This window comes from Halomonas sp. NYA30 (genome assembly GCF_976980765.1).
Genome location: NZ_OZ334477.1, coordinates 3,321,883 through 3,347,732, shown reverse-complemented (window position 1 = coordinate 3,347,732; position 25,850 = coordinate 3,321,883). Strand labels below are relative to the sequence as shown.

At 54.2% G+C, this 25,850-nt stretch carries 23 protein-coding genes; 11 read left to right on the top strand and 12 right to left on the bottom strand.

All coding sequences use genetic code 11. The features are described 5' to 3' along the window. Positions 1 to 69: 69 nt before the first annotated feature. From ACWI0H_RS15625 to ACWI0H_RS15615, 3 genes are read right to left on the bottom strand one after another with little or no spacing between them, the layout of a single operon-like run. Complete coding sequence (locus ACWI0H_RS15625) at positions 70 to 402, bottom strand: AzlD domain-containing protein (RefSeq protein WP_485873901.1); 333 nt, start codon at positions 400 to 402, stop codon at positions 70 to 72. Next, positions 399 to 1,121: an AzlC family ABC transporter permease gene (locus ACWI0H_RS15620; protein WP_485873900.1), complete on the bottom strand. Its 723-nt coding sequence runs from the start codon at positions 1,119 to 1,121 to the stop codon at positions 399 to 401. The genes ACWI0H_RS15625 and ACWI0H_RS15620 overlap by 4 nt, the downstream gene beginning before the upstream one ends. Continuing rightward, positions 1,118 to 1,648, bottom strand: coding sequence for a helix-turn-helix domain-containing protein (locus tag ACWI0H_RS15615; RefSeq protein WP_101147704.1), 531 nt, complete (start codon positions 1,646 to 1,648; stop codon positions 1,118 to 1,120). The genes ACWI0H_RS15620 and ACWI0H_RS15615 overlap by 4 nt, the downstream gene beginning before the upstream one ends. 171 nt (positions 1,649 to 1,819) lie before the next feature. Here ACWI0H_RS15615 and ACWI0H_RS15610 point away from each other — a divergent pair, with 171 nt between their 5' ends. Next, a complete protein-coding gene (locus ACWI0H_RS15610; protein ID WP_485873899.1) occupies positions 1,820 to 3,124 on the top strand; it encodes an MFS transporter in 1,305 nt (434 codons plus the stop codon). Positions 3,125 to 3,178: 54 nt separating this feature from the next. Here ACWI0H_RS15610 and sstT read toward each other — a convergent pair whose 3' ends face one another. The 3 genes from sstT to ACWI0H_RS15595 all read right to left on the bottom strand — a co-directional run bounded on the left by sstT (position 3,179) and on the right by ACWI0H_RS15595 (position 5,666). Next, positions 3,179 to 4,402 (bottom strand): serine/threonine transporter SstT, encoded by a 1,224-nt coding sequence (sstT, locus tag ACWI0H_RS15605; protein WP_485873898.1) that lies wholly within the window; start codon positions 4,400 to 4,402, stop codon positions 3,179 to 3,181. A 164-nt stretch (positions 4,403 to 4,566) separates the two neighbouring features. Beyond that, entirely contained in the window at positions 4,567 to 4,908 is a 342-nt protein-coding gene (locus ACWI0H_RS15600; protein WP_336274105.1) for a hypothetical protein, read from the bottom strand. A gap of 134 nt (positions 4,909 to 5,042) precedes the next feature. Continuing rightward, positions 5,043 to 5,666 (bottom strand): CDP-alcohol phosphatidyltransferase family protein, encoded by a 624-nt coding sequence (locus ACWI0H_RS15595; protein WP_485873897.1) that lies wholly within the window; start codon positions 5,664 to 5,666, stop codon positions 5,043 to 5,045. Positions 5,667 to 5,940: 274 nt separating this feature from the next. On the opposite strand from ACWI0H_RS15595, the gene ACWI0H_RS15590 reads away from it, so the two are divergent. From ACWI0H_RS15590 to ACWI0H_RS15560, 7 genes are all read left to right on the top strand, one after another. Further along, positions 5,941 to 7,590 carry a DASS family sodium-coupled anion symporter gene (locus tag ACWI0H_RS15590; protein ID WP_485873896.1) on the top strand — a complete coding sequence of 550 codons (1,650 nt, stop codon included), beginning with the start codon at positions 5,941 to 5,943 and terminating at the stop codon, positions 7,588 to 7,590. A gap of 186 nt (positions 7,591 to 7,776) precedes the next feature. Next, entirely contained in the window at positions 7,777 to 8,292 is a 516-nt protein-coding gene (locus ACWI0H_RS15585) for a CinA family protein (RefSeq protein ID WP_336274102.1), read from the top strand. 40 nt (positions 8,293 to 8,332) lie between these two features. Further along, the gene (gene nadE / locus ACWI0H_RS15580; protein WP_485873895.1) at positions 8,333 to 9,154 is read left to right on the top strand and encodes an ammonia-dependent NAD(+) synthetase; all 822 of its coding nucleotides are present in this window, start codon (positions 8,333 to 8,335) and stop codon (positions 9,152 to 9,154) included. Between the two features lie 89 nt (positions 9,155 to 9,243). Then, positions 9,244 to 10,389 carry an exonuclease SbcCD subunit D gene (locus ACWI0H_RS15575; RefSeq protein WP_485873894.1) on the top strand — a complete coding sequence of 382 codons (1,146 nt, stop codon included), beginning with the start codon at positions 9,244 to 9,246 and terminating at the stop codon, positions 10,387 to 10,389. After that, positions 10,386 to 13,451 carry an AAA family ATPase gene (locus ACWI0H_RS15570; protein WP_485873893.1) on the top strand — a complete coding sequence of 1,022 codons (3,066 nt, stop codon included), beginning with the start codon at positions 10,386 to 10,388 and terminating at the stop codon, positions 13,449 to 13,451. The genes ACWI0H_RS15575 and ACWI0H_RS15570 overlap by 4 nt, the downstream gene beginning before the upstream one ends. A gap of 153 nt (positions 13,452 to 13,604) precedes the next feature. Further along, positions 13,605 to 14,348, top strand: a complete 744-nt coding sequence (locus tag ACWI0H_RS15565; protein WP_101147713.1) for a tellurite resistance TerB family protein — start codon at positions 13,605 to 13,607, stop codon at positions 14,346 to 14,348. Continuing rightward, positions 14,348 to 14,836, top strand: a complete 489-nt coding sequence (locus ACWI0H_RS15560) for a phosphatidylglycerophosphatase A family protein (protein WP_281662286.1) — start codon at positions 14,348 to 14,350, stop codon at positions 14,834 to 14,836. The genes ACWI0H_RS15565 and ACWI0H_RS15560 overlap by 1 nt, the downstream gene beginning before the upstream one ends. Before the next feature lie 113 nt (positions 14,837 to 14,949). Here ACWI0H_RS15560 and ACWI0H_RS15555 read toward each other — a convergent pair whose 3' ends face one another. The 6 genes from ACWI0H_RS15555 to ACWI0H_RS15530 all read right to left on the bottom strand — a co-directional run bounded on the left by ACWI0H_RS15555 (position 14,950) and on the right by ACWI0H_RS15530 (position 21,076). Next, positions 14,950 to 16,332: an NAD-dependent succinate-semialdehyde dehydrogenase gene (locus ACWI0H_RS15555; protein WP_485873892.1), complete on the bottom strand. Its 1,383-nt coding sequence runs from the start codon at positions 16,330 to 16,332 to the stop codon at positions 14,950 to 14,952. Positions 16,333 to 16,580: 248 nt separating this feature from the next. Next, positions 16,581 to 17,375, bottom strand: a complete 795-nt coding sequence (locus ACWI0H_RS15550; RefSeq protein WP_485873891.1) for an IclR family transcriptional regulator — start codon at positions 17,373 to 17,375, stop codon at positions 16,581 to 16,583. A gap of 96 nt (positions 17,376 to 17,471) precedes the next feature. Beyond that, positions 17,472 to 18,764, bottom strand: coding sequence for an NAD(P)/FAD-dependent oxidoreductase (locus tag ACWI0H_RS15545; RefSeq protein WP_485873890.1), 1,293 nt, complete (start codon positions 18,762 to 18,764; stop codon positions 17,472 to 17,474). Between the two features lie 12 nt (positions 18,765 to 18,776). Next, positions 18,777 to 19,505: an amino acid ABC transporter ATP-binding protein gene (locus ACWI0H_RS15540; protein ID WP_022522436.1), complete on the bottom strand. Its 729-nt coding sequence runs from the start codon at positions 19,503 to 19,505 to the stop codon at positions 18,777 to 18,779. After that, positions 19,502 to 20,167, bottom strand: coding sequence for an amino acid ABC transporter permease (locus ACWI0H_RS15535; protein WP_022522437.1), 666 nt, complete (start codon positions 20,165 to 20,167; stop codon positions 19,502 to 19,504). The genes ACWI0H_RS15540 and ACWI0H_RS15535 overlap by 4 nt, the downstream gene beginning before the upstream one ends. 120 nt (positions 20,168 to 20,287) lie before the next feature. Further along, positions 20,288 to 21,076 carry an ABC transporter substrate-binding protein gene (locus ACWI0H_RS15530; RefSeq protein ID WP_198556143.1) on the bottom strand — a complete coding sequence of 263 codons (789 nt, stop codon included), beginning with the start codon at positions 21,074 to 21,076 and terminating at the stop codon, positions 20,288 to 20,290. 406 nt (positions 21,077 to 21,482) lie between these two features. Between ACWI0H_RS15530 and ACWI0H_RS15525 the strand changes: the two genes are divergently transcribed. The 3 genes from ACWI0H_RS15525 to ACWI0H_RS15515 all read left to right on the top strand — a co-directional run bounded on the left by ACWI0H_RS15525 (position 21,483) and on the right by ACWI0H_RS15515 (position 25,846). Further along, the gene (locus ACWI0H_RS15525) at positions 21,483 to 22,655 is read left to right on the top strand and encodes an iron-containing alcohol dehydrogenase (RefSeq protein ID WP_485873889.1); all 1,173 of its coding nucleotides are present in this window, start codon (positions 21,483 to 21,485) and stop codon (positions 22,653 to 22,655) included. A 76-nt stretch (positions 22,656 to 22,731) separates the two neighbouring features. After that, complete coding sequence (locus ACWI0H_RS15520) at positions 22,732 to 24,153, top strand: hypothetical protein (protein ID WP_101147721.1); 1,422 nt, start codon at positions 22,732 to 22,734, stop codon at positions 24,151 to 24,153. Positions 24,154 to 24,247: 94 nt separating this feature from the next. Next, complete coding sequence (locus tag ACWI0H_RS15515; RefSeq protein ID WP_101147722.1) at positions 24,248 to 25,846, top strand: sigma 54-interacting transcriptional regulator; 1,599 nt, start codon at positions 24,248 to 24,250, stop codon at positions 25,844 to 25,846. The last annotated feature ends 4 nt before the right edge of the window (positions 25,847 to 25,850 follow it).

Sequence of the window (25,850 nt, the reverse complement as noted above, 5' to 3'; positions counted from 1 at the left end):
CCTTTCTTCTTCGCTAAGCCCGGCCACTCGCCGGGCTTTTTGTTGCCTGTGTTAAACGCACAGGCCTTATCAAATGTAAGCTATCACCTGCACTAGCCCAAAAACGGCTACCCCAGCTGCCACTGGCCAGCCCAGTGAGCGTAATTTCCACCATACCAATAGTGTCACAGAGAGTCCGACAGCCGTTGCGAACCAGGAGATCGCGCTTGGGTTGACCGGCATGATGGATACACCCAATACCGCCGCAATCATCAGCGGGCCGAGAATGCCAAGCCACTGGGGCATGTTATTAATCCCCGTGGCGCTGTTTAAACGGCGTTGCATCCAGAGGAAAGGCACTACGCGCATGAGTAGCGTCCCCAATGCCGAAACCACAACGGCTAGCCAAAGTGCACTGCTCATGGGTTACACCTCCTCGTTTGAAACTTCACCATATAGAAACAAATCGCGCCGCAGGCGGCTGCCAGCGGAATGGCCACGTTGCTCCAACCGTAAAAGGTAAACAGCAGCGCGGCGATAATGGTGCAGCTCAGCGCCAGCGCCCAGCGTTTGTCGGTAAAGCGCGGCGCGACCATGGTCAGAAACAGCGCGGGCAGGGCGAAGGGCATCACTTCACCGAGCAGTGGCCAGCGGGCGGTTAACGTTTCCCCTGCCGTCGCGCCGACCATTGTGCCGACAATCCACACCCCCCAAGCCAGCAGCGAGGCGCCGACAAACCAGCCAAAACGCTCAGGGGCAGGCAACTGAGGCAGCCGCGTAAGCGCCAGGGCAAACACCTGGTCTGTCAGGCCATGCATCAGCCAGGGCCAGTGGCGGCTGCGCGGTAATAAGGCTGCTAGGTTCGGCCCGTAAACCACATGGCGTACGTTTATGAGTAGTGTCATCGCTACCACCAGCCAAAGCGGAGAGCCCGCCGCCACCATGCCTACGAACAAAAACTGTGAGGCGCCGGCGTAAATCAGCGCTGAAATAGCGGCGGCTTCCCACATGCTAAACCCCGCCTGGGTGGCGACTACTCCAAACGAGAGTGAAACAGGAACATAGCCGCCCAGCAGAGGAATGGCTTCCCGCACGCCTTTGAAGGCGTTGCGGATTGGGGAGTGGTTGGCAAAGTGGTTCATGGCGTGTCGCCTTTTATGCCGTAGGTGATGGTCATCATCAAGGTGGCTTCTGCTTCTTGGGTACGATAAAGATGCGGCTGGTCAGCGGCGAAGGTGATCGTATCCCCTGGCCCAAGCTGGGTAGTGTCGCCTGCTGGGCCCGCTTCAAGCGAGCCGCTAATCAACGTCAGCGATTCGCGAGTGCCAGCGGTATGGGCCTCGGCATGGCGCAGGGTGTGGGGCGCGCAGCGCATCCAATAGGCGTCCACTTGGGGAGTATCTTTGCCCTGATCTATTAAACGCACCTGCACGCCATCTTCGCCTAGCGGTACGGTAATGGGCGCCACTAATGTACCGAAAGGGACGTTGAGCTGCACCGCCAACCGCCAAATAGTATCTAGCGTTGGATTACCGTTCCCTTGCTCCAGGCGGCACAAATTGGATTTGGCAATGCCCGCATCATTGGCTAACTGCGAAAGTGACCAACCCCGCGCTAATCGCAGTGATTGTAAATGTTGACCTAAGGTGCTTAGGGAGAGCTGATCCATAATGGGGTGTCCGGCTGTTCTTTATATAGAACGTTCTATATAAAGAACGTTAGCCTGTCAACGGTGGTAGCGAAAGCTTTCAGTGGCACTCTTTATGCATCTACTTTCTGCATGAACTTTTTTGATGGCCTTTTTTGATGACCTTTAAGTTGTCTGCTGCGAGGAAACGCAATGCGTTCATTGGCAATGCTCAAACCGGTTAAATCGATACTGCAGAGCGTGGCGTTGTTGCTGCTGGGCAACGGCTTATTGAATACGCTGCTAACGCTGCGGGGGACTGAGGAGGGCTTTTCCAGTGCGGTGCTCGGGATCATCATGTCCGGCTACTTTGTCGGCTTTATCTGCGGCACCTGGGTGAGCGGGCGCTTGATCCGCCGTATGGGTCACATCCGTACCTTTGGCTTCTGTGCCTCTATTTGTGCATCGGTGGCGCTTTTGCATCTTATCTTTGTTAACCCTTGGGTATGGTTGCCGTTGCGGGTGGTCTACGGGCTTTCGTTTATTACCTTAATCACCGTGATTGAGAGCTGGCTGAATAGCCAAGCCGCCAGCCATGAGCGGGGGCGTATTTTCGCGGTTTACATGGTGGTTAACTTGGGCGCTTTAGCCACTGCTCAGCAGTTACTGCGGCTCTCCTCACCGCAAGGCTTTTTGCTCTTCGTGATTATCGCTATTTTGATCAGTTGGGCGCTACTACCTATCACCCTCACTCGCCGCGTTCAGCCTACCATTCCCGAGCGACCCAAAAGCAGCCTGCGAGCATTGCTAGGCTTTGCGCCGCTAGCGGTGGCTTCAGCGGCATTATCGGGGCTCGCCATGGGGGCTTTTTGGTCGATGACCCCGGTCTATGCGACACAGCTGGGGTTTGATATTGGCGGCGTTGGGCTGGTGATGAGCGTGGCAATTATTGGCGGTGCGTTGCTGCAAATCCCGATTGGGCGTTTCTCTGATAAGCATGACCGCCCTCGGGTGATGACCTGGGTGGTGCTCTTGGCGGCGCTGATCGCAGCGGGTATGCCCTTTGCGCCCAGCCATGAAGTGCTGCTGGGGCTCTATTTTATCTGGGGTGGCCTGGCGTTTTCGCTCTATCCGCTGGCGGTGGCCCAGTTGATCGACCAACTGCACCCGGATGAAATTGTTTCCGGCTCGGCGGATATGCTGGTGATGCATGGCGCTGGCTGTGCAGTAGCGCCGATTGCGGCGGGCTCATTAATGACGGCGGTGGGGAGCCACGGTCTGCCGATCTATATCGCCTGTGTGTTTACCCTATTGGGGTTGTACGCCATTTATCGTCGTCGCCACGTTACGGCATTGATTACCCACACCGCACATTTTGAGCCGATGGTACAAAGCAGTGCAGGGGCATTAGAAATGATCTTCGATGACACTCAGCGTGATCTATTCGATGATCCGAGTTTTTATGAAGAGGATGAGCGTGAGCGTTTGGCTGGGCTTTTTAAGCCATCCAATAGTTAATGTGGGCAGCGACCGGGAGTGGTACTGACGACAAGCCACTCTCGAACGGAGCATTTACGAACGCTTCGCCTCTTGTGACTGGCAGGCGGCAGCGGTGAAGAGTACATCGGTAGAGGAGTTGAGTGCGGTTTCGGTTGAGTCCTGCACCACGCTAATCACAAAGCCAATCGCCACTGCCTGCATGGCCACTTCGGTGGGAATGCCAAACAGGTTGGCGGCCATGGGAATCAGCATCAGTGAGCCACCCGCTACGCCTGAAACGCCGCAGGCCGCCAGCGCTGAAACCACGCATAGCAGCAGCGCCGTGGCGAAATCAACATTAATGCCCAGCGTATGAGTCGTGGCCAGGGTGATCACCGTAATGGTAATGGCCGCACCGCACATATTGATCGTTGCGCCCAACGGAATCGAAATAGAGTAGGTGTCAGGATCAAGCTTCAGGCGACGGCAAAGTTCTAGGTTGACCGGAATATTTGCTGCTGAACTGCGGGTGAAAAAGGCGGTAATCGCGCTCCCCCGCAGGCACGTAAATACTAGTGGATAAGGGTTTTGTCGGGTAGCGACGTACACTAGTAGCGGATTGCTCACCAGCGCGACAAACAGCATGCAGCCCACGATTACACCTAACAGCTGTGCGTAGTTGAGCAGTGCTTCAACGCCAGACTCTGCCAGCGTGCCTGCCACCAAACCCAGGATGCCCAGCGGTGCTAAACGAATGACCAGGGTAACTATGCGGGTAATTGCTGCGGATAAATCGTTTAGTGCTTGGCGGGTGGTGTCGCTGGCTTGGCGCAGCGTTAAACCCAGGCCGATGGCCCAGGCCAAAATAGCGATAAAGTTAGCCTCCATCAATGCACTAACGGGGTTGGCTACGGCGTTCAACAGCAGATCGCGCAGGACGCTAAAAATATCCCCAGGTGGGGTGCCTTCCACTTCACCTGCATTCAATGAAAGCTCTGTAGGAAAAAGAAAACTGGCCGCCACCGCGATGAATGCGGCGATCAGCGTGCCAACCACATACAGCACCAGCACAGGGCGCATGTGGGTAGGTTGGCCTTTTTGATGAGCAGAGATGGCTGCCGCCACCAGTACAAACACCAAAATAGGTGCCACTGCCTGTAAAGCGGCAATAAATAGCTGGCCCAGTAAAGACACATCGCTGGCAACGCCCGGTGCAAACAGGGCGAGCAATACCCCGGTAACGATACCGATTAAAATCTGCGGGATAAGGCCCAGCCGTAAGAGCGGCTGGAAAACTGCGTGGGCGGTGGCGAACATTGCGCAACTCTCAGGTAGTGAAAAGGAGGGCATTACGGCGATGGGCCACTAACGCACCTGAAAGGGGCGTTATTCTATCAGTTGCTTGTATGCTGCGGGCATTCATCAAAAATGCCCCTGCCGAGAACGCGGCCAGGGGCATTGATAAAAGCTAAATTAGCGGGTCAAGCCGCAACAACGCGAACTTGTGCCGGTGCTGTTTTGGGTGCTTTGCGCATTGGTTCGTCATTCTCCGCGAGCAGTTCACTCCCGGTCATCTCTGACGTCATTTCAGCTTTCATTTCTTTATGGCCACGCTGTGTTAAAGCCAGAACTTCAGGGGAAGTGCCCCATTTAAGCAGCATCTCATCCAGCAGTTGCTCGGCTTTTTCAGCTTGCCCCCACTGGCTAAGCAGTTGGGCAATCGCGTAGTCGCACTCGGGAGTGTCGAACAGATCATCCTTGATGTCTTGAATGGCGATTTGAAGGCCTGCCTGGGAAAGGTCGTTTAACGTTTCGCTATGCATATCACGGCTCCGTGTGATTGCGACAGCGGTTAACCTGAGGTAACCGCCTGAATTTGAATGGTACGTGTGAGGTACGAAACTGAGCTTAATATAGCCGCCAATGAGAAGCAAATGCGTAAACAGCCCAGGGTGCGCTAAGGTTTTTCAGGCCTGCGCAGTGTCCAGTAACCTCCCCATAATCTTGTTGCCGTGGTGATGAGACAGGCAATTGAGAACAGTATAGCCAGTATTGAAAAGTGCTTCGGGAATAGGCAAAAAACCACCAGCGCCATCACCGTTTCGGTGCCTTCGGTCAAACCTTCTAAATAGTAGAACGCTTTATTGGGGAAGTGAGGGCGCTCTATTGCCTGCTGTTTGGCCGCAATCGCAAACGCCAAAAACGAGGTGCCGGTGCCGATAAAAGCAAATAGCAGCAAGGCAGCAGCGAGTGCGTTTTGGGCAGGTTTTGCCAGCGCGAACCCCAGCACCACGGCCGCGTAGAAAACAAAATCGAGTCCGATATCAAGAAAGCCGCCAGCGTCGCTCGTAAGACCACTGAGGCGTGCCAAGGCCCCGTCCACACCGTCACCGAGTCTGTTAAGCACAATCGCCAGGAGGGCCAACCCATACTGCTCGTATGCCAGCAGCGGCAACGCGGAAATGCCGATTAAAAAAGCAGTTAGCGTCACTTGGTCAGGCGTTATGCCTACTTGCTGCAAGGGGCGTGCGATGCATTTTAAGGGGCGATGGGTAAGCGGCATTGTCCAGCGGTCGAGCACTCGATTCTCCTTAACCTTAATGCGTCACTATTTATTTAATAGTAGCGCTAACTTACGTGGGCAATGTGCTCATGTCACTGTTAGTAAGCGCTAATAATAAAACTAAAGTCGTTAGACTTTAGTGGCAATTTTGGGCAAATGACTGGACTAATTGCCTATTGCAGTTAATAAAGGGCGCCAAAGGAGATCCAGTATGGCCCGTGGGGCGGTTCATTTATCGGAAAGCTGCCTCCGACCTTTTCTTTTCACTCTGACCGCAAGTGGCGCTTACGTTATGCATAAAACAGCCCTGATGACGGTATGGGATCAGCTATGGCACTCCCACTACCAAGCCAAAAAACTATTGATGTGCGCGTTGCCAACGGGCGGCGCCGCGAAGGCGGCGGCCTCCAGTGCCAAGCGCGAGCCATCTCATCAACCTAAGCCACCTGCCTATACCAACCCACAGAAAGTTGGATTGCTGCTTGGACCACTGCTGTTCGCTTTTGTGGTGATGTTTTTTCACCCTGAAGATTTAAGTTTTGAAGGGCGTATGGTGTTGGCCACTACGTTGTGGGTGGCGGTGTGGTGGATCACCGAAGCTATCCCCATTCCTGCTACCTCGCTACTGCCCATTGTACTATTACCCATTACCGGCGCACTGGATGGCAATACGGTAACGGCGGCGTACGGCAACCCGATTATTTTCCTGTTTCTGGGCGGTTTTATGATCGCCTTAGCGATGGAAAAGTGGGATTTGCACAAGCGTATCGCCCTGTCGATTATTGCCGTACTGGGCACCAGTATTAATAGCATTGTGTTCGGCTTTATGGCTGCGACCGGCTTTTTATCGATGTGGGTATCTAATACAGCGTCGGTGATGATGATGCTGCCTATCGGTACCGCGATTGTTTACCAGGTTAGCCAGGAACTTGAAAAAAGTGATGGGGACCACAGTGACGAAATCGAAAAATTCAGTAAGGCTTTGATTTTTGGTATTGGCTACGGCGGTACCATTGGTGGCCTCGGCACGCTGATTGGCACGCCTCCGAACATTATCCTGGCGGCGATTGTTAATGAGCTGCTTGGTATCGAAATCTCTTTTGCTGGCTGGTTAATGTTTGCTTTCCCTGTCGTGCTGGTGTTGCTGTTTAGCGCGTGGCTGCTACTGACACGGGTATTTTTCAGGATTGAATTTAGTCACTTGCCGGGTGGGCGGGAGCTAATTCACAAAGAGAAAGAGGCCCTGGGTAAAACCAGTTTTGAAGAGAAAGCGGTGCTGGTGGTCTTCCTGTTTGCGGCCTTTATGTGGATTACCCGCTCGTTTTTATGGCAAGGCCAGATCATTAATATCCCCGGCATCAATGACACCATGATCGCGGTGGTCGCGGCCCTGCTGCTGTTTTTGATCCCTTCCAAAAATAAAGGCGGTTGCCTGTTGGGTTGGGATATTGCCAAAGATGTGCCCTGGGGCATTTTACTCCTGTTCGGCGGTGGTTTAGCGATTGCCGCAGGGTTTGGCTCTTCGGGCCTGGCCGAGTGGATCGGTGGGCAAATGAGCGTGCTGGAAGGTGTTAACTTCTTGCTGGTTATTCTCATAGCGACCGGCATGGTGTTGTTCCTTACTGAAATCACCTCAAATACCGCCACGGCCACGATGATTCTGCCGGTGCTAGCGTCGTTGGCCCTTGCACTGGATATTCATCCCTTTGTACTGATGGTGCCCGCCGCCATGGCCGCCAATTGTGCCTTTATGCTCCCGGTGGGTACGCCGCCTAACGCGATTATCTTCGCCACTGGTAAACTCAAAATCATTGAGATGGTGCGCACAGGCTTTTGGATCAACATTATTGCCATGCTACTCATCGTCGCGGCGGTTTATTTCTTGTTGCCGGTGTTATGGAACGTGGATCTAACCAACTATCCCGATGCATTTCGGCGCTGATATAACCCATTAGCAAATCACAGCCTCGCCTTCGGGCGGGGCTTTTTTATAGCTGTTTTGACGTTAATTCACGCACATAAACAATGTTAATAATGGCGACAGGCTTTAGACAAATAACGGTGCTTAACTATAGTGCCTCAAAGGTGTGAATGGAGTCAGAGGTATGACGTTATAAGGAGATAAGCAATGGAACTGCTTGAAAAGATTAGTGAGTATCTAAAAAAGCACGAACTCAAAATGGCCACGGCTGAATCGTGCACGGCGGGGCTAATTGTTTCAGAGCTAGCGGGCATACCGGGTAGCGGGCAATCGATCGATTGTGGATTGGCTGTTTATTCACCCGAGGCCAAAAATCGCTATTTAGCTGTCAGTTTTGACACCATCGATACGTATGGCCTGACTAGCGAAGTCACCTCACGCGAAATGGCGTTAGGCGCTTTAAACAATAATGATGCCAATGTTGCCATAGCGAACACCGGTATTGCGGGCCCAGAGCCCCATGATGATATACCGGTGGGAACCGTTTGCTTTGCCTGGGCGTTTCGACATGCCCAAGAGGTATACATGATAGTGGAGACGAAACGCTTTTCAGGTGATCGTAATGAGGTACGTCTTGCCGCTGCGCACTATGCGCTAGAAATGTTGCCAAAGCATCATGGTGATGTATTGGCAGGCAAAGCGCCCCGCGTTGATGAATCTTAATGATGAAATCTCTATCCATAACCGTGAGGCAGGAAGCCCCATGACTAACCAAGTAACTCAGCAGCGTATCCAGGCAGATTTGCAGGTAAAAGCATCGATTGAGCCGCAGTATGAAATTGAGGCGCGCGTCGATTTTCTATGCAGCCAGATGATAGAGACAGGACAGCACGCGCTTGTGTTGGGGATTAGCGGCGGGGTGGACTCCACCGTTGCTGGTCGTTTAGCCCAACTGGCCGTCGAAAAGGCCCGCGAAAAGGGGGTTGAGGCACGCTTTTATGCCATTCGGCTGCCTTACGGCGAGCAGAAAGATGAGGATCACGCTCAACAGGCACTAACGTTTATTACCCCTGATGAAGTGCTTGATATCAATGTGAAGCCAGCCAGTGACGCCTTGCTAGCGTCCTTGGAGGAGGGTGGATTAACGTTTCAAGATGCCGCTCAACGCGACTTTGTATTAGGCAATATTAAGGCGCGTCAACGAATGGTGGCGCAGTACGCGGTTGCTGGCGCAAAGTCGGGTTTAGTGGTGGGGACCGACCAAGCAGCAGAAGCATTAATGGGCTTTTTCACCAAGTATGGTGATGGCGCATGCGATCTGGTGCCGCTGACAGGGCTTACCAAAGGGCAGGTGAGAGAGGTCGGTGCTGCGTTAGGCGCGCCCGTTATACTGGTAGAGAAACAGCCCACTGCTGATTTAGAGTCGCTTAAACCTCAATTGGCTGACGAAGAGGCATTAGGCGTCACTTACACCGAAATCGATGCCTTTCTTACCGGTCAGCAGGTTAGCGACCAGGCCTACACCACCATTACCAATACCTATCAACGCACCGATCATAAACGCCAGCTCCCCAGAACGCCGTAACGACATTTTCTATAAGCTCAACGCTAGCGCTAAACGCAGCGCCAATAGGTTGCTATGATGCCGCGACACTATTGGCTGTTGAGCTTGTTATGCGTTTACTCCACACCGCTGATTGGCACTTGGGTCGGCTATTTCACAACCTTTCGTTGCTGGAAGACCAGCGCCATGTGCTTAACCAGCTCATCGAAATAATTGACCGGGAAAACGTCGATGCGGTGCTGATTGCGGGCGATATCTACGACCGTTCGGTGCCGCCTTCGGCGGCGGTAACGCTGCTCGATGAGGTGCTGCATGCGCTATGCGAGGTGCGCAAGCTGCCGGTCATCATGATTTCAGGCAACCATGATGGCGCCGAGCGGTTGCGCTTTGGCGCGCGCCACCTGCGCCAAGCCGGGCTGCATATTCTCTCCGATTTAGCTGAGTTTGCCACGCCGGTTACGCTGACCATTGACGGCCTCGAAGTGGATATATTCGGCATTCCTTACGCCGACCCTGAGCATGTGCGCAGCCTGTTTAACGTGGAAGTGCGCGACTTTGACGGCGCCCATCGCTATTTGGTCGAGCAGATTAGCGAGCGCCGCCATGCAACACGCCCCTGCCTACTAATGAGCCACTGCTTTGTAGATGGCGGCAGCGCTTCTGATTCGGAGCGCCCGCTAACGTTAGGCGGTGCCGAAAGCGTGGCCTGGGAGCCTATGCGGCACTTTGATTACGTGGCGCTTGGCCACCTGCACGGCCCGCAGTATCGCGGCGGTGAGCATATTCGCTATAGCGGCTCCTTGCTTAAGTACAGCTTTTCCGAAGCCAGCCAGAGCAAAGGCGTCACACTGGTGGAAGTAGGCGCGAGCGGGATAAAGCACATCGAACAGATTCCGCTAATACCCAGCCGTGAAGTGCGCGTATTAGAGGGTGAGATTGATGCGCTAATCGCCCAGGGAAGAACGGATGCACAAGCAGACGATTACCTGTTGGTGCGGTTGACCGATCGCCACGCCATCCTCGACCCCATGGGCAAGCTGCGTGAGGTGTTTCCCAATGTGCTGCATCTGGAAAAGCCCGGCATGCTGGAAGCACGAGGCACTCAGCAACTTGACCGCGAGCGGTTACGCTTTGATGCCCTAGATATGTTTAGTGACTTCTTCACTCAGACCAGCGGTGATGCCATGAGCGATAAGCAAGCTAGCGCCATGGCCGAGTTGATTAACCAGCTGCAGCGCGATGAGGCCCAAGAATGACGCCGTTAACCCTTACCATGCAGGCGTTCGGCCCCTTTGCAGGTTCAGAAAACATCGATTTCACTGCGTTAGGAAGAAGCCCGCTATTTCTGATTAATGGCCCAACAGGCGCGGGCAAAAGTTCGATTCTGGATGCGTTATGTTTTGCGCTCTATGGCCAAACGACGGGTAACGAGCGTGAACCTTCTCAGATGCGCTGTGACCAAGCGAACGCCACGCTGCTAACGGAAGTTACGCTTGATTTTCGCTTGCGCGGGGCGGATTACCGGGTACGCCGCGTGCCGCAGCAAGAGCGCCCCAAGGCACGTGGCGAAGGCACCACCACCCATAACGCGGAAGCGCAGCTATGGCGCTTAAACGCGGATGGCGGGGTAGAGACCTGCTTGGTGGCGCGCAAAGTCAACGATGCCACCGCTGAGCTGCAAACCTTGATAGGCCTGGATGCCAACCAGTTTCGCCAAGTGATGGTGCTGCCCCAAGGCAAGTTTCGTGAACTATTGATCGCTGACTCCAAAAAGCGCGAGGAGATATTTTCCCAGCTGTTTCAAACGCAAATATTTCAGCGTATTGAAGAGCGTTTGCGCCTTCAGGCCAATCAAATTGAACGGGAAGTGAAAGAGCATCGCCAACATATCAGCGGCATTCTCGCCGGTGGTGAGCTGGAGAGTGAAGCGGCTTTAGAGCAAGAGCTTGCAGCGTTGACGCCCCGGGTCGAGCAAGCGCGAAAGGACTTCGAAACCGCCCAACTGCAGCGACGTAAAGCCGAAAAACAGCGCGATGATGCCCAGGCACTTCAGCGTCAGTTTGAAGCGCGGGATAGCTTGGCGGCTGAAAAAACGCGTCATCTTGAACAGCAGGGCCAGGTCGTCAGCATTCAAGACCATTTGACCCAAAGTGAACACGCACAGGCGTTGCGCCCCCAGCGTACGGCGTTAACCCAAGCGCAGCAGGCGCTAAGCACCGCGCACGCGGAACAGCAGCAGGCAGACGCCGCACTGAGCAGCCAGCGCACTAGCGCGGAGCAGGCACAGCGTGCATTTGAGGCGGCCCGCGAGCGTCAGACAGGGCTCCCTGAGCTGCGCGAGCGTCATCGCCAGTTGAGCGAGTTTATTCAAAAAGGCCAACAATTAAGCGAACTACAGGCGCGATTCCAAACGGCACAGGCCGCTTGGCAACAAGCTGACGGTGCCCTCAAGCGCGATGAGGAGCAACTGGACACCATTCGCCAACAGGGCGAGGCGGCAGGCGTTAATCTCGAACGGTTACAGGCGGAACGCCAGCAGCTGGCCAGCGCCCCTGTCGAGCTAAACCGCTATGAAACGCTGCTAACCCAACGTAAAGAGCTGGATGCGCTAATCGACCAGGGACGCGAGCTCACCACGCAACAACAGCAGGCAACGGCAGCACTAGACCAGCGGCGCAGCGAGTCAGAGCAGGCGGAACGCTTCGCTACCGAGCAGGAGATGCGGTGGCATCAAGGGCAGGCTGCGCTGTTAGCGCTCACTCTTGAGGACGATGCCCCTTGCCCTGTCTGCGGCAGCCTGGCGCATCCGACCCCGGCCGTTAATAACGCAGACATCGTCACCAAAGAGCAGGTGGAAAACGCGCGCTCAGCCCAGGCGCAGGCCCGTCAATCTTTCCAGGGCGCTGAACGCCATCACCAACAGCTAGCGCAGCAGATAAGCTACCACAGCGAGCAAGTACAGCGACTCAATCAGCAATTAGGCGAGTGGGCTAGCCAACCGCTGAATGAGCTACAAAAAACCTGCGATGAGTTGCATCGCCAGGTCTCTCGGCAGGCAAGCGTTGAGCGCGAGATTAGCCAACAAATCACCGCCCGTGATGCGTTAAGGCGTGAGTGGGGCGCACTGGATAAACAGCTTAAAGCCCAGCGGCCCGCGGTTGAAAAAGCCAAAGAGGACGCGTTAAGGCTAGAAAGCCAGCGCGATCAGTTGAGTCAGTCGCTGCCTGACGACGCTCGTGATCCTGCCGCAATGCAAAAAATGCTCACGGAACTCGAGCGCCAAGTTACCCAAATTGAACAAGCCTGGGATAGTGCTCAGCTGGCGCTGACGAACAGCCAAACCCAACTGGCACGAGCAGACGAGCAGCTAAGGGGAGCCAGCGAGCGAGTCGAGCAGGCTAAACAAACACTTGAACAGACCCAAGCAGAGTGGCAGGCAGCGCTTCTGGCCAGCCCCTTTGAGGATGAGGCTGCCTTTCAGGCAGCCCAACTGGATGACGCTCAGCGTCAGGAGCTCATTCATCAGGTAGACACGTACCAGCGCCGTTTGGCCGAATTAGAAGGGGCGCTGCAGAATTACCACGCTCAACTGGCTGAAAAAACGCCCCCCGATTTGGCTGCGCTTTCTAGTCAAACCGAGGCCGCCCAAGCGGAAGAAAACTCCCAGCTAGAGGCGTGGCGGACGCTGGATGGACGCTTAACCACACTGCATGGCATCCGCCAAAAACTGGCTAAGGCTCACACGGCTCAGGCTGAACTTGAAGCCCAGTATCAGGTGTGGGGCACGCTAAGCGAAGTCGCTAACGGTCGCACCGGGCATCGCATTAGCCTGCAACGCTTCGTGCTCGGCGTGCTGCTGGATGACGTACTGATTCAGGCTTCTGAACGGCTAGTACGCATGAGCCGCGGGCGTTATCAGTTGGTGCGCCGCGAGGACCCCACTAAGGGCAATAAAGCGTCAGGCCTTGAGCTAGATGTGGCTGACACTTACACCGGCAAGAACCGTTCGGTAGCAACGCTTTCCGGCGGGGAGTCTTTCATGGCAGCTCTGTCGTTAGCGCTGGGCCTTTCGGATGTAGTGCAGGCTTACGCTGGCGGTATTCAACTGGATACGCTATTTATCGATGAAGGGTTTGGTAGCCTCGATCAGGATGCTCTGGATCAAGCCATTAACATGCTGAGCGAACTGCAAATGGGCGGGCGTATGATTGGCGTAATCTCCCATGTCAGCGAACTCAAAGAGCAAATGCCAGTCCGTATAGACGTGCGTGCCAGCCGGCACGGGAGCTCGGTGGAAGTGAAGGGCGCACTTCTTTAATTTCTAAGGTATTTAAAGACTCAGGCATTTAAAGGCTATGACATTTAAAGCCCAAGCCAGCGTTAGTTCATGCTGCGTTCATATAGAATGATTTATAAAGTGTGTTAATCGACAAACGAGCTCTAAAGATAATATCAACTTAGGAGTGCAAGGATGAACGCAAGCAAGATTTTACAGCAGCTGATGCAGCAAGCCGGCGGCAGCCAGAAGGGCGGCAGTAGCAGCGGTGTCGATGTTAAAGGCATGCTGAGTGGGCTTTCTAAGCAATTAGGCGGCGGTAGCAGTGGCCAAGGAAGCGGCTCTTCTAGCGGCTTCGATGTTAAAAGCCTGCTCGGTGGCGGCGCCATGGGCATGTTAGTAGGCTCTAAGCGCGGCCGCAGCATGGGTGGCAAAGCGCTTAAATATGGCGCCATTGCCGGGGTAGGCATGCTGGCGTGGAAAGCTTGGCAAAGCTCTCAGGCGGCAAAAACTGACAGTGGCCAGCAGAATACTACCCAAAATGCGTCAGAGGGCGAACGGGTTGAAGTGCTCAGCGGTGAGATCCAAGAGCGCCGCAGCCTGGAGCTACTGCAGGCTATGATTATGGCGGCACGCGCCGACGGTCACATCGATGAGCAGGAACAGGCGTTGATCACCGAACAGATCGATGCCTTAGGTGCCGATCAAGAGATGCACAACTGGGTAGAGCGGCAGCTAAAAGCACCGCTGGATGCTCAGGCCCTGGCACGTGAAGCGGACTCTCCCCAGGCAGCACGCGAGATGTACCTGATCAGTGTGGCCGTGACCGATGACCAAAATCCTATGGAACGTGCCTGGCTGGATCAGTTGGCTAGCGCGCTTAATTTACCTAAAGAAATGACAACTGAACTTGAGCGCCAAGCCGAGCAGGCGGGTTAATGCTGGATACGTTTAATTTTTGGTTAGCGACGGGCTTTGGACTAGGGCTAGCGCCGATTGCACCCGGTACGTTTGGCTCTCTGTTGGGGATTCCCTTGGCGTGGTGGTTATTGAGCCGCCCATTGGGCCAGCAAGGGATCGTTATGGCGGTTCTGTTGGTGCTGGCAGTGCCGGTTTGCCACGTTGCCGCCTGGCATTATGATGGGTTGGATCATGGCAGTATTGTCGCCGACGAGTATGTAGCCTTTCCGCTTGCGGTTATTGGTTTAGCGGCAGCGCGCCATCCCTTGGTAATCGCGCTCGGGTTTGGTGTTTACCGCTTCTTTGATGCGTTAAAACCACCGCCGATTCATCTAACTGAGTTTGTGCATGGCGGTTTCGGTATTGTTTTAGACGATGTTGTCGCAGCGTTGATAACGTGGGTGATTATGGCGATAGGCATAAAGCTATGGCAGCGCCGAGCGTCTGAACAACATTTAAGCTCTTAATCTAAGCTCTTAATCATACGCACAACAAAAACGCCGCAGGCCTGATGAAGGCCTGCGGCGCTAGTTTTTTACAACTCACAACTCACAGCATGTTGTTGAGGTTGCTCACCGTATTACTCTTGCACGACGATGACTGATTTGGCATTAACGAACTCAAGCATGCCAAAGCCGCCGTGTTCACGCCCATAGCCGGAGTTTTTCACCCCGCCGAAGGGCATTTCCGGTGTGGCGACACCAAAGCCGTTGATAAACACCATGCCAGTATCGAAGTACTTGCTGGCAAGCTCTGTCGCGCGCTTAACGTCTTTAGAGATGATGCCGCCACCCAGGCCGTAACGGCTGTCGTTGGCGATACGCATCGCATCTTCATCATCTTTGGCGCGAATCAGCGCTGCAACCGGTCCAAACAGTTCGTCGTCGTATGCTGGCTGACCAGGGGTCACGTTATCCAGCACGGTGACCGGGTAAAACGCGCCTTTACCGGATGGCTTTTCACCACCGCAGAGAATCTTCGCGCCTTTGCGAACGCTCTCTTCCACTTGGTCGTGAAGACCATCGCGCAGGTCAACGCGGGCCATGGGGCCAAGGTCGCTACCTTCTTGGGTCGGGTCACCGGCCTTTAGCGACTGCATGCGAGCTACATAGCGCTCTTTAAACGCTTCATAGTTCTTTTCAGTCACTACAAAACGCTTGGCAGCTACACAGGTTTGGCCGCCGTTGTAGACACGCCCCTGAACGCAGGTGTCGATCGCTACATCCATGTCGGCATCATCAAGCACCAGATAAGCATCGTTAGATCCCAGCTCAAGCACGGTCTTTTTGAGGTGCTCAGCGGCTTTAACGGCCACTTTACGACCCGCGCCGTCGCTGCCTGTGAGCGTAACACCGCGCACTGCAGAGTGAGCGATGACTTCGTCAGAAGTGTCATGAGAGATCACGAGTGTGCGGAAAACGTTCTCGGGAAGTCCTGCTTCACGATAGATTTTTTCCAACAGCAGGCCGCTACCTGTCACGTTTTCTGCGTGCTTCAGCAGGACGCCGTTACCCGCCATGATATTGGCGATAGAGTAGCGAACGACTTGATAAGCGGGGAAGTTCCAGGGCTGGATGCCGTAAATGACGCCCATGGGTGAATAGGTCACAAAGCCACGCTCACCATTACCCGGCTGACGCTCTTCATCGGCTAGCTTCTTAGGGCCGTGTTCAGCGGTGTAGTCACAAATAGCGGTACACAAATCGACTTCCTGGCGCGCTTGAGAAGGCAGTTTGCCCATCTCTTTGACCATAAGGTCGGCAAGCTCTTCTTTGTGCGCTTGCATCGCTTGGCCAATCGCCTTCACCGTTTTGGCGCGGCTTTCGAGTGACTCCAGGCGCCAATCGAGAAAAGCATCGTAGCAGGCATCGACTACTTGCTTGGCTTCAACACTGCTCATGAGTGCGTAAGTATCGAGTGCTTCACCGTTAGTCGGGTTAATCGTCGTGATGCTGTTGCTCATAAGATCTCCTATCTATAGATCAATGTGTTGGTCATGACGTCCAGCTCCTGGACGCTTAATCGACCGGTCTATTTCTAATACAGGACCACTCTAGTACAAACTGAGCGCCTCTGCATAATAAAGGTACTTACTTACGGGCATTGATTTAATCAATCAGTTCCTTTGATTTCTCATTGAGTTTTTATAAGTTTATTTTGTTTCCCCGAGGTATAAGGTGATGCTAAAAATATTCGGCGTAATCAATAGTTTTAGCTACGCATGCGGGCCGCTTTGGTAATGGCGCGGGCACACTCCATTAACAAGGGCGCGAGCTGTTCCAGGGCGCGGTCGAGGGTCCACCGGCTGCTAGGGGTGGTGATGTGCACGGCAGCGACGGGAGTACCCGCAGCGTTGCGTATCGGCGCGGCAATATTGATATCGCCGAGAAAGTATTCGGCGTCGTTCCAGGCGACCCCGCGTGAGCGGCATTCACGGATCAGCTCGCTAAGGGTGTCGATATCGGTAATCGTATTGGGCGTATGGGCCTTTAGCTCACAGGCGGTTAAATAGTCGTGAACGCGGGTGTCGTCCATCGCCGATAAGTATGCTCTTCCGGAGGCGGAGCAGTACATTGGCACGCTGCTGCCCACCGGCATATGAATGGGAATGTAGTGGCGGCTGGTAAAACGGGCCATGTAGATCATATCGAGCCCGCAGGGTTCGGTGAGCGACACGGTTTCCAGGCAGCTGTTGCTCAGTTCCGAGAGGTAGGGGTTGGCGCAATCGACCAGTAAATCGGCTTCCAAATAGTTGGCGGAGAGGGTCATCAGGCGGATGCCGAGCCGGTATTTGCGGCTGGAGGGGGCTTTGACCAGGTAGCCGAGCTGTTCGAGCGTGTGGGTGATGCGCTGCACCGAGCCCATGCTCAACCCTGAAAACTTGGCGATTTCTGAGAGGCTGAGCTCGCTGTGCTGGGCGTCAAACAGCTCAAGCAGGTCAAACGCTTTCGCAAGGGATTGATTGAACTGCGGCGAGCGTGGTTCGTTGGCGTTGGCGTGCTTCATGCTTTTATAGGGTTCCTTACGTGTTCCCCTTGGGGGCGAGGCCGCAAGGGGAGCGTATCAACATCTTGTGTGTTGGTGTGGAAGCGTCTGGGCGGTTTAGCGCTCCAGCCAGTCTCTGGCCCGATAGTAATTGACCACCGTTTCAACATACAGCCTTTGTAGGCCGTGCAGGGGAATCGGCTTGATGGGAGTTAGAGGAAAAGGTAGGGCTTCCTCCAGGGAATGTTCACCTAGGTGCTCTCCCAATAATTTACCCAGATGGCTGCCCATGGCCACGCCACGGCCGTTATAGCCCAGCGCCACGGTGAGCCCTGGCTGGGGTTCGTGTAGGTGGGGAAGCGAGTCCTTAGTGATGGCGATGCGGCCTGCCCAGCGAAAGGCGATCTCTACGTCCTTTAGCTGGGGGTAGAGTTTGATGATGGCGTTTTCTAGGTGCCGAAAGTCGTTGGGCTTACGTGGGTCGTTGAAGGAGCCTCGACCGCCCATCAGCAGGCGGCCGTCCCGATCGCGGCGAAAATAGAGCAGCAGCTTGCGGGCATCTGACGCCACTTCGCCACCGGGCAGAATATGATTGCCTTCCTCTGCCGTAAGGGGGCGGGTGGCGATCTGATAGCTATTGGCGGCGATTAGGCTGCTGGCGAGTTTAGGTTGCAGATTGTCACTGTAGCCGTTGGTGCAGAGCAGAACCCGCTCTGCCTGAATTTCCGCACCGCCTTCCGACATGACGCGCCAACGACCTTCGGCACGGGTAAGAGAGCTTACGCGAGTGTGTTCATGCAGCGTTGCTCCACTATCGTGCGCTGCCTGTGCCAGCCCGCGGGCGTAGGCGAGCGGATTCAACCCGCCAGCCCTGGGGTCTACCCAGCCGCCAAGATACTCTGAAGTGCCGAGACGCTCGGCGCACTGCTGCTGATCTAGCCAGGCGATGTTTACGCCGCGCGTTTGCCATTGGCGAGCACGGTATTCAATCGCTTTCAGGCTGGCATGGGTAACCGCGGGTTGAATCCAGCCGCGCTGCTGGGCGTCGCAATCAATGTTGTGCTGCTTTATAAGGTCAAACACCACATCGGCATTGCGGGCAGAGAGCTCTATCATGCGTTGGCCGCGCTCTTCGCCATAGCGTGTGATGAGTTCATCTGGGTCGTATTTGAGGCCGGGAATGACTTGGCCGCCGTTACGGCCTGACGCGCCCCAGCCGATGCTCTCGGCTTCCAGTAAGGCGGTGCTTATGCCGCGTTTGGCGAGTGCCAGGGCGGCGGAAAGGCCGGTAAATCCGCCGCCGATAATCACCACATCGCTGCGCTGGGCGCCCTGCAGCGCTGGGTAGTCTCTGCCCGCGGGGGCTGTGTCAGCCCACAGGGAAGGGGGCATATGAGATGGGTTTGCCATCCTTGGTCTCCGCTAATGGTTTAGCACGCGGCGCAGAAAATCCTGGGTGCGCTCGTGGGAAGGCTGGGTAAGCAGCGTGTGGGCGTCGCCGGATTCGACAATCTGCCCGCCATACAAAAAGCAAACGCGGTCGGCGACTTCCTTGGCAAAGCCCATTTCATGGGTGACGACCACCATGGTCATGCCTTCGTTGGCCAGGTCACGCATGACGGTTAACACATCGCCCACCAGTTCGGGGTCGAGGGCGGAGGTGGGTTCATCGAACAGAATGGCTTCCGGTTGCATGGCCAGGGCGCGGGCAATGGCGACACGCTGCTGTTGGCCGCCGGATAGCTGCTGTGGATAGGCTTCGACTTTGTCGCCTAGCCCGACTTTCTCCAACAGCGCGATGGCGTTGGCGTGGGCGGTTTCACGGGGTTCGTTTTTGACGAAGATCGGCCCTTCCATCACGTTTTCGACCACCGTGCGGTGAGGGAATAGGTTGAAGCGCTGGAAGACCATGCCGACTTGAGTACGCAGGTCGTTAATATCTTTGCTGACCACATCGACCTGGCGGTCATTGATCGTAATGCTGCCCTGATCATAGGACTCCAGGCCGTTGATACAGCGAAGGACGGTCGACTTGCCAGAGCCTGAGGGGCCTATCAGACACACCACTTCACCCTTGGCGACCGTTAGGCTGACCCCTTTGAGCACTTCTACGTCGCCAAAGGATTTATGAATAGCGTTGATATTGATCATGATTTGCCTCCTTTCGCTGACTTGCCGAAATAGCGCTCTAGGCGGTTAACGCCAAAAATCAGCGGTAGACTAAGGCAGAGATAGAGCAGGGCAACGAGGGTATAGACTGTGGTGTTCTGAAAGGTGGAGGCGGCAATTAACTGCCCGGCCCGGGTCATTTCGGCGACAGTGATGGTGGAGGCTAGCGATGAGTCTTTCAGAATCATGACGGCCGTATTGCCATAGGGTGGCAGCGCAATGCGTATCGCCTGGGGCAGTACGACGCGGCGCATGATGAGCTTGCTTTTCATGCCGATGGATCTGGCGGCTTCAATTTGCCCTGCTTCAATCGCTTCGATACCGGCGCGGAAGTTTTCCGCCTGGTAGGCGCTATAGGCGACGCCAAGCCCGATAATACTTGCCTGGAAGGCGCTAAGTTGTATGCCGAGTTCGGGGAGTACGAAGTAGATATAAAACAGTTGAACGATAATCGGTAGGCCGCGCACCACATTGATGAAGGTGCCTGCAGTGAGCGACAGCGCCCGCACGGGCGAGAGCTTCATCAGGGCTAAGAGCAGGCCGAGCAGGGTGCTTAGCAGTAGGGCGCCAATGGTGATCTGCACCGTAATCAGAGCACCTTTTAATAGAATGGGTAGAAAGGCGGTGATGTCCGAAAACTCCATGGGAAGCCTTTATTTTGCATGCACTTCTTCAACTACCCCCGAAGAGGCAGTGAAGCAGTGCTGGGGTGATCATTAGCAGGCTGTTTCGTTAACGCTGCCGGTGGGTTACCTGGGTGTGGTTTACAAGCCCCACTCTTCGAAGATGGCATCGAGAGTGCCATTCTCTTTCAGGTGAGCAAGCGAGGTGTTCACTTGTTCCAGCAGTTCGGTGTTTTCCTGGTCAACCGCAAAGCCGATATGGCCAACCATTTCCTGCTCGTAGTTGTCTGCTAGCTGGAGTTCTGGAAAGCGGTCTTGGCTGAGGTGGTAGCTCATGATGGGGGCATCACCGACACCCGCCACGATGCGGCCTAACGAGATGTCACGCATCATGTCTGCCCAAGAGTCGTAATTGCGGATCTCTGGAAAAATGCCCATGTTGTTGAGCTGTTCGACGTAGGTGGTACCGACCTGGGCGCCAGTCACTTCGCCTGAGAGGTCTTCCAGTGTGTTGATCTCGCCATCGTAGTCCTGACGGGTAACGACCCCTTCGCCATAGGGGTAGACATCATCGCTGAACGCGACCTGTTTGGCGCGCTCTTCGGTCTTCAGCATTGCGGCGGAAATTATGTCGATATGCCCAGCGGTCAGCGAGGGTATCAAGGCGTTGAACTGAGACTCCTGAATAGTGACCTCATAGCCCATATCTTCGCCCAGTGCATTGACCAGATCGACCATCGCGCCGGTGATCTCATTGGTTTGCACGTCCAGGAACGTAAACGGAATCCCGCTTGGCGTTCCGCCTGCTTTTAGCACTTCCTGTGCGTTTGCCGTAGTAGCACCAAGCGATAAGGCTGCGCCCAGTACCGCCGGTAACAGCATCGCTTTTTTAAAGTGAAGAAGAGGTTGGCTGTTGGATGTGCGTTTCATTGGGTCACCATTGAGAGTGTTGGGGATTGTTATTTACGCCTTGTTAAAAGCTATTCGGTAACGTCATTTCAGAGCCTAGGTGAGTTTTATTTATCGGCAAGAGTTATTATTTATCGCATAGCGATAAAAATATCTGACATGTTTGTTTGAAGGGCGTAGTTACCTTGCTCGGGCCAATATGTGGTTACGTTGATGAATTAAGTCATCAAAATGTCGCTATTCGATGATTTTTTGCATCCCATATACCTGCATGATTTTATCTTTAATTTTTTTATCAATTAAATCAGTTGGTTGTTTGTTTTTTTTGGTTGGCATGGCGTTTGCTAAGTAAAAAATAGCCAGCGTTATTCTCGGTTTGATAATTGAGCTGGTAAAACCACCAATAAAAGCTAATAGGAAGCGCCATATGCAGTTAACTAGCTTTAATCAAGTGAGTAGCTTTAAAAGCGCCGGGAAGCTGATTACCGGCCATGGGGCCGCTCAGCAGTTGCAGCCTTATGTTCAATCGTTGGGTATGCAGCGCCCCTTAATCGTTACCGATAGTGGTGTGGTGGCTTCAGGCACGCTGGATATGATTACTGAGCAGCTCACGGCACTAAAGGTGACCTATGAGGTGTTTGATCAGGTAACGCCCGAGCCGGAAGTAGAAATAGTCGAAATGTGCACCCGTGCTTTCAATGCTGGCAAGCACGACAGCGTCATCGCTGTAGGCGGCGGGAGTGCCATGGACATCGCTAAGTGTGTAGCGGTATATGCGCACTACGAAGGTCCGCTGGAGGCGTTGTTTGGCGAGAACAAGGTTGACCAACGCACAATACCTTTGATCGCCATGCCCACCACGGCGGGCACCGGTTCTGAAGTGACCAATATCGCGATTCTGTCGGATAAAGCCCAACAGATGAAAAAGGGCATCGTCAGTGACTGCTTATTACCGGATGTCGCGATTGTCGCCCCTGAGCTTACGTTGAGTTGCCCACGTTCTGTGACAGCGGCCAGCGGGGTGGATGCGTTAGTCCATGCAGTGGAGGCGTATCTATCTAACTTTGCCACGCCGATTACCGATGCACTGGCGGTTAAGGCAATGAACCTCATTGTGCATTCGCTCCCCAAGGCGTTTGCCAATCCTAACCATCTGCAGGCCCGCGAGGATATGGCCACCGGCAGCCTGTTGGCGGGGCTGGCGTTTGGTAATGCGGGTGTAGGCGCGGTGCATGCTTTGGCGTATCCATTAGGTGGGCGTTACCACTTAGCCCATGGTGTCACCAATGCGCTCTTGCTTCCCTTCGTCATGGAGTGGAACAAGTTGGCTTGCGTTGAGCGCTTTCGGGGTATTGCGGTGGCGTTCGACGAGCCAGTAACGGGCCTTTCCGATGATGCGGTGGCGGATCTGGTTATCAAGCGCTTACACAAACTGTGCGCTGATGTGGAGATCCCTTCTGGTCTGCGTTCGTTTGATATTCCTGAATCCGCCATTCCTGAGTTGGCCGCCGAGGCCATTAAGGTGGAACGTTTGCTGCGTAATAACCCGCGGGTATTAACGCTTGCGGATGTTGAGGCGATTTACCACGCCGCTTATTAATTCGTCGCTAATTAAAACGCTATAACGACAAAACGTTTATTAAAAATACTAACAACTTTAAACAGGAGTCCATGCCATGAGCGCTTGGAAGCAACGCGTTGACGGTGAAGAAAGCCCGTACACACCATTAGGGCCGTTTAAGCTACGCCTGCCGTTTTACCATTATCGTTTTGAACTGCCCGATTACCTGCAAGGGCTTTTGATGTGCGCGGTGGATCTTGCCGCGATCCCATTGATGATGCAGCTACTGGGCATGCCGTTTGAAGCGGCGTTGGCCATCGTCATTTTAAATGGCTTGCTTTATTTGCTGCATCACCTGTTGGGTGACCCTGTCATTCCAGGGTGGATCACACCTGCTATTCCGCTGTTGATGGCTTATGTGTCGACCTTTCCCGAGGGGGTAGACAGGGTGCATGCGCTGATTGCCTTTCAGATGATGTTGGGGGTACTGGCACTGGGCCTGGGGGTAACGGGTATGGCCAGTAAAGTGGTGCGGCTCATTCCTTCCGCCATTAAAGCGGGGGTCATTATGGGCGCGGGCTTAGCCGCCATAGTGGTGGTGTTTGATGAAGGCGGTCGTTTTGAGCAGTACCCCTTTACCATTGCGATTGCCGTAGGTGTCGCGTTTTATCTGATTTTCTCTCGCCATTTCAACAAGCTGAAAGCGCAGGGCGGCCTGTGGGGTGCCGTGGGTAAACTGGGTATTTTCCCGATTATCGTGCTGGCGATTGTGGTGGCTCCACTGTTTGGTGAAGCGCCCTGGCCAGACGTTGAGTGGGGCTTTAGTCAGCCTGATTTCGCGCTGATGTTCAGTGAATACACGGTATTTGGCGTTGGTTTACCTCCGTTGATGATGTTTTTAACGGCCATTCCGACCGTTATTGCGGCCTACATTGTGCTATTTGGCGATGTGCTTCAAAGCAAGGCACTTTTGGAAGAAGCTGATGAGAAGCGCCAGGATGAAAAAATCGACTATAACCCTAACCGCGCTCATATGATTTTTGGTGGGCGTAACTTTGGGATGAGTATTTTTGGCCCTGATGTGGTGATGTGTGGTCCGCTCTGGGCAGCGATGCATGTGGTAACGGTTGAGCGTTACAAGCAGGGCAAAGCGGCGATGAACTCTATCTTCGGTGGTTCTGGTTCATTTCGCTGGGGGACGAATACGGGGCTGTTGTTGCTGCCGATCGTGAGCCTGGTGGAGCCTATTCTAGGAATTGCGCTGGCGCTGACGCTGTTGATTCAAGGCTATGTCAGTGTGCGCATCGGCATTATGGAAGCGCGCAGCCAACGGGACTTGGGTATCGCGGGCATTATCGCGGCCATGCTGGTGATAAAGGGCGCTACCTGGGCCTTTGGGGTGGGCATTTTGCTTTGCGCGTTAATTTACGGTAAGCGCTTCTTCTCCGGTGAGGTGGATAAAACTTTCGTTAAGGATTGGGATGAGGCATCCCAGCCCGTTGAGGATCCTGAGCCGGAAGTGCCATTGCGCAAATAACAGTCTCTGCCTTTATAGTGGTTTAATCGCCAAAAGGTTGGAAAACCAGTGTTCACCGCTTAGGCGGTGGACCTGGCCTGTGAGAGGAACTGTTATGCAACGGATCGAAGAGGGGCTTTCACTGGAAACCGCACTGCCGTTATTTGATTTACACGGCACTGATGCGGTGGAAGTCTTTGATACCCAAGGTCAGGTCATTGGGGTGTTGACCCGTACCGATATCGAAAAGGCGCAGTGTGATGCGACGTTGGGCCAGTTGGTGGGCGAGTGTATTCGCTACCGTGTCACCGGTATTAAACCGCCGGTGGAAGCTGAAAGCGTAGATGCGTTTGGTTTTGACCAAGAGCCGATGCGTTCACTGTTGGATGCTTTGCATGACGGGGTTTATATCACCGATGCCAACGGTATTACGGTAACGATCAATAAAGCCTATGAACGTATCACCGGCATTTCGCGCGCTGAGGTAGTGGGCTTTCATATGGCGGATTTGGTGAAGGCAGGGTTTATTTCCAAATCCGCGTCGTTGGAAGTCATCCGTGAACGCCGCCCGATTACGCTGGCGCAGACTATCCATAACAGCCGCAAGATCGTAGTCACTGGAACGCCTATGTTCAGTGCCGATGGCTCGATTGCTTATGTGGTTACCAGTGTTCGGGATATCACTGAGTTGCTACTGGCGAAACATGCCCAAGAGCAGCTAGAGCAAATTCAGCGCATCCGCGAGGCATATAAAGTGCCCGAGGTTATGGCGCTAAGCGCGCCGGGGGTGATCACCAGCCAACAAACGGAGCCCTGCTTTGCGCTTGCCAGTCGAGTCGCGAAAACAACGGCGAAGATTCTGATTCAAGGTGAAACAGGCACCGGTAAAACGCTATTGGCCCGCTATATACATCAGCAAAGCGACCGTGCGGATGGACCTTTTATGGAGCTTAACTGTACGGCATTTCCTGAAGGGTTGCTGGAAGCGGAGCTGTTTGGTTACACCGCAGGCGCATTTACCGGGGCGTCCCCTAGAGGCAAACAGGGGCTATTGGATGTGGCTCATGGCGGTACGCTTTTTCTGGATGAAATTGGCGATTTACCTCTCGCACTGCAGGTAAAACTACTCAAAGTGGTGGAAGAGAATCGCTACTTGCCGGTAGGTGGGACAGCTTTTCGTCATGCCAACGTACGTCTGATTACCGCTACTCACCAGGATTTGAATGAACGAGTCAAGCAAGGGCTTTTTCGCGAGGATCTGTTTTATCGCATTAGCGTGGTGCCGCTATGGCTGCCCCCTTTGCGGCAACGGCGCGATGAGGTGATTCCATTGCTGAACTATTACCTAGACCATTTTAATCAGTTGCATGGGGTAGAAAGGGGTTGGAACCCCGAGGCGTTGGAGTTGCTTTCTAGCTATTCGTGGCCTGGCAATATTCGTGAGCTGATCAACTTAACCGAACGTTTATCCGTCACGGTTTTAGACGATGAGATAACCGCAACGGCACTGCCGAACGAGATATTCCCAAGCACTCTGTTTAGCCAACCGCCCGTGAGTGGTGATCTTCGCCAGCAGGTAATGCAGTTTGAACAGCAAGTCATTCAACAGGCGCTTACTCGCCATGGCACGACCCGAGCGGCAGCCGCTGCATTGGGCATCGATCAATCTACGCTGGTCAAAAAACAGCGACGTTGGCGTCAAGAACTTATCTAACCTT

Coding starts and splice junctions, on each gene's coding strand:
- ACWI0H_RS15625 (WP_485873901.1), bottom strand. CDS start 402: ATGAGCAGTGCACTTTGGCTAGCCGTTGTGGTTTCGGCATTGGGGACG.
- ACWI0H_RS15620 (WP_485873900.1), bottom strand. CDS start 1,121: ATGAACCACTTTGCCAACCACTCCCCAATCCGCAACGCCTTCAAAGGC.
- ACWI0H_RS15615 (WP_101147704.1), bottom strand. CDS start 1,648: ATGGATCAGCTCTCCCTAAGCACCTTAGGTCAACATTTACAATCACTG.
- ACWI0H_RS15610 (WP_485873899.1), top strand. CDS start 1,820: ATGCGTTCATTGGCAATGCTCAAACCGGTTAAATCGATACTGCAGAGC.
- sstT (WP_485873898.1), bottom strand. CDS start 4,402: ATGTTCGCCACCGCCCACGCAGTTTTCCAGCCGCTCTTACGGCTGGGC.
- ACWI0H_RS15600 (WP_336274105.1), bottom strand. CDS start 4,908: ATGCATAGCGAAACGTTAAACGACCTTTCCCAGGCAGGCCTTCAAATC.
- ACWI0H_RS15590 (WP_485873896.1), top strand. CDS start 5,941: ATGCATAAAACAGCCCTGATGACGGTATGGGATCAGCTATGGCACTCC.
- ACWI0H_RS15585 (WP_336274102.1), top strand. CDS start 7,777: ATGGAACTGCTTGAAAAGATTAGTGAGTATCTAAAAAAGCACGAACTC.
- nadE (WP_485873895.1), top strand. CDS start 8,333: ATGACTAACCAAGTAACTCAGCAGCGTATCCAGGCAGATTTGCAGGTA.
- ACWI0H_RS15575 (WP_485873894.1), top strand. CDS start 9,244: ATGCGTTTACTCCACACCGCTGATTGGCACTTGGGTCGGCTATTTCAC.
- ACWI0H_RS15570 (WP_485873893.1), top strand. CDS start 10,386: ATGACGCCGTTAACCCTTACCATGCAGGCGTTCGGCCCCTTTGCAGGT.
- ACWI0H_RS15565 (WP_101147713.1), top strand. CDS start 13,605: ATGAACGCAAGCAAGATTTTACAGCAGCTGATGCAGCAAGCCGGCGGC.
- ACWI0H_RS15560 (WP_281662286.1), top strand. CDS start 14,348: ATGCTGGATACGTTTAATTTTTGGTTAGCGACGGGCTTTGGACTAGGG.
- ACWI0H_RS15555 (WP_485873892.1), bottom strand. CDS start 16,332: ATGAGCAACAGCATCACGACGATTAACCCGACTAACGGTGAAGCACTC.
- ACWI0H_RS15550 (WP_485873891.1), bottom strand. CDS start 17,375: ATGAAGCACGCCAACGCCAACGAACCACGCTCGCCGCAGTTCAATCAA.
- ACWI0H_RS15545 (WP_485873890.1), bottom strand. CDS start 18,764: ATGGCAAACCCATCTCATATGCCCCCTTCCCTGTGGGCTGACACAGCC.
- ACWI0H_RS15540 (WP_022522436.1), bottom strand. CDS start 19,505: ATGATCAATATCAACGCTATTCATAAATCCTTTGGCGACGTAGAAGTG.
- ACWI0H_RS15535 (WP_022522437.1), bottom strand. CDS start 20,167: ATGGAGTTTTCGGACATCACCGCCTTTCTACCCATTCTATTAAAAGGT.
- ACWI0H_RS15530 (WP_198556143.1), bottom strand. CDS start 21,076: ATGAAACGCACATCCAACAGCCAACCTCTTCTTCACTTTAAAAAAGCG.
- ACWI0H_RS15525 (WP_485873889.1), top strand. CDS start 21,483: ATGCAGTTAACTAGCTTTAATCAAGTGAGTAGCTTTAAAAGCGCCGGG.
- ACWI0H_RS15520 (WP_101147721.1), top strand. CDS start 22,732: ATGAGCGCTTGGAAGCAACGCGTTGACGGTGAAGAAAGCCCGTACACA.
- ACWI0H_RS15515 (WP_101147722.1), top strand. CDS start 24,248: ATGCAACGGATCGAAGAGGGGCTTTCACTGGAAACCGCACTGCCGTTA.